The sequence below is a fragment of the Actinoplanes sp. NPDC048791 genome (genome assembly GCF_040650095.1).
Taxonomy (GTDB): domain Bacteria; phylum Actinomycetota; class Actinomycetes; order Mycobacteriales; family Micromonosporaceae; genus Actinoplanes.
This window is the reverse complement of record NZ_JBEZGQ010001278.1, coordinates 1-2,083: the sequence shown is the minus strand read 5'-3', so window position 1 is coordinate 2,083 and position 2,083 is coordinate 1. Positions and strand designations below refer to the sequence as shown.

2 protein-coding genes are annotated in these 2,083 nt (G+C 74.2%); both read right to left on the bottom strand.

What is annotated here, in order from left to right:
- A partial coding sequence (locus AB0C29_RS45380; RefSeq protein WP_360834155.1) for a GNAT family protein occupies window positions 1-497 on the bottom strand: 497 nt, incomplete at its 3' end.
- 24 nt (window positions 498-521) lie between these two features.
- The coding region (locus AB0C29_RS45375) for a fibronectin type III domain-containing protein (protein ID WP_360834153.1) at window positions 522-2,083 on the bottom strand (1,562 nt) is incomplete at its 5' end.

The window sequence follows — 2,083 nt, the reverse complement described above, 5'->3', positions numbered from 1 at the left end:
GGCTCGGCCTGCTCCTTCGCGGAGAGCTCGGCGGCTTCCACCACGGCGGCGATCTCCGCGCCGCGGGCGGTCGCGTACGCGACCTCCTTGCCGACCGGCCGGAAGCCCGCCTTGCGCAGCACCGCCAGCGAGCCGGCGTTGTCGCTGGCGGCCCGGGCCGTGATCGGCCGCACCGGCACCAGATCGAGCAGCAGCTCCACGGCCCGGGTGGCGATGCCCCGCCCCCACCGGGCCCGGTCCAGCCAGTACGTGATCTCGGTGTCGTCACCGACCGGGAAACTGGCCACCGTGCCGGCCAGCTCGCCGTCGACGGTGATCGCGAACAGCAGGATCTCCGGATCGGTGCGGATCCGGGTGAAGTGCGCGTCGAAGGCGGCCCGGTCGTCGGGATCGTCGGCGGTGAACGCGGCCATCCGCACCGCGACGGGATCACGCATCTGGTCGTAGATCAGGTCCAGGTCGTCGTCGCGCACCGCACGCAGGCCGATCTCAGCCATCCGTCGCTCCTGTCCCGGCCCGGATCACCGCGCCGTCGCGTCGTCGCCGCCGGGCCCGCTCACCACCGCACCTGGGATCCGGTGGCGGCAGCCTACCGAACGACCGGCCCTGAGCACTGTCCAGCCGGCGGCGAGCAGGACGACACCGGCCGCGGCGAGCGGACCCGGCCCGGTGACCGGCAACCCCGCCCCGGCGGCCTGCGGCGTGCCGTGCTTCAGAGCGCTGAAGGAGACCCCGCCGTGGCTGACCGCGGCGACGACCACGGTGTACCGCTTGCCGCCGGTCAGGCCGGTGACGGTGCAGGTCCGCGCGGGTCGGGCGGTGCAGGACCGGCCATCGTCCAGGGTCCGGCCGGTGAAGGCGACGGCGACGTACGCCGCGATCCGGTCGGCACCCGGCGCGGCCGGAGCGGCCCAGCTGACCTGCAGCCCACCGGGCCGGGCCAAGGCCCGCACCCCGGTGACAGCACCAGGAGCCAGCGGTACGGCCCGGAGCACACCGTCACGGGTGCAGTAGACGGCCTGCGAGACATCCACGGCACAACTGCGATCGGCCCCGACCGACAGATCGGTGACGATCGGAGCGGGACGCCCGAGCAACAACCGCACCAACGTCGACGTCCGGATCCCCCGACGGTCAACCGGCGCCGCCAAGGCCCGGTCGGTGCGGCCACCGACCGCGAGCTGCCCATGATCATTGGCACCCCAGCAGTACGCGGCCCCGCCACCGGTGAGCCCGCAGGTGGAATCCCCACCGGCCCGCAGACCGGAATAGACCCGCAGGCCGGCCCGCCGCGGCGCCGAGCGATCACCACCCCGGCCGAGCTGCCCACGGTCACCGGCACCCCAGCAGTAGGCGGCCCCCTTCGGCCCGAGCGCGCAGGCATGGCGCCGCCCGACACTGATCTCCGTGTACGGCCCACCGCCGACCGCAACCGGACTCGGCGCGGGATCACCGGCGCCGCCGCCGTCCCCGAGCTGACCGTCCGAGTCGGAACCCCAGCACCAGACCTTGCCACTCTGCTCCAGCGCGCAGGTGCTCTCCTCCCCGGCGGCCAGATCGATGACCCCGGTCAGGCCGGGCACCTGCTGCGGATTGGCCTCACTGGTGCCGAGCGTGCCGAAGCCCAGCTGGCCGACGTCGTTGCGTCCCCAGCAGGAGACGGTCAGCTCGATATCGAGCACGCAGGTGTGCTCGGCCCCGGTGACGACCTGCACGGCGTTCCCGGCGACCTGCGCGGGCCGGTGCCGGTCGGCGAAACTGCCGTCGCCCAGCTGGCCCTCGTCGTTGCCGCCCCAGCAGTAGACGACCAGGCCCATGGCGGCGTACTCCAGGGTGAGCGCGCACGTGTGCACCCGGCCCGAATGGACGGCGAGGATGCGTGCGGCCTCGGTCAGCTTGCCGGACGCGGTGACCCGTACCGGCCGGGCGGAGTCGTGGGTGGTGCCGTCGCCGAGCTGGCCGTGGTCGTTGCCGCCCCAGCACCAGAGATCGGAGTACTGCACGACGGCGCAGGTGTGCCGGCCGCCGACGGCGGTGAGGCCGGCGCCGGGGCCGGACTCGGCGGCTGACGGGCCGGGAGCCC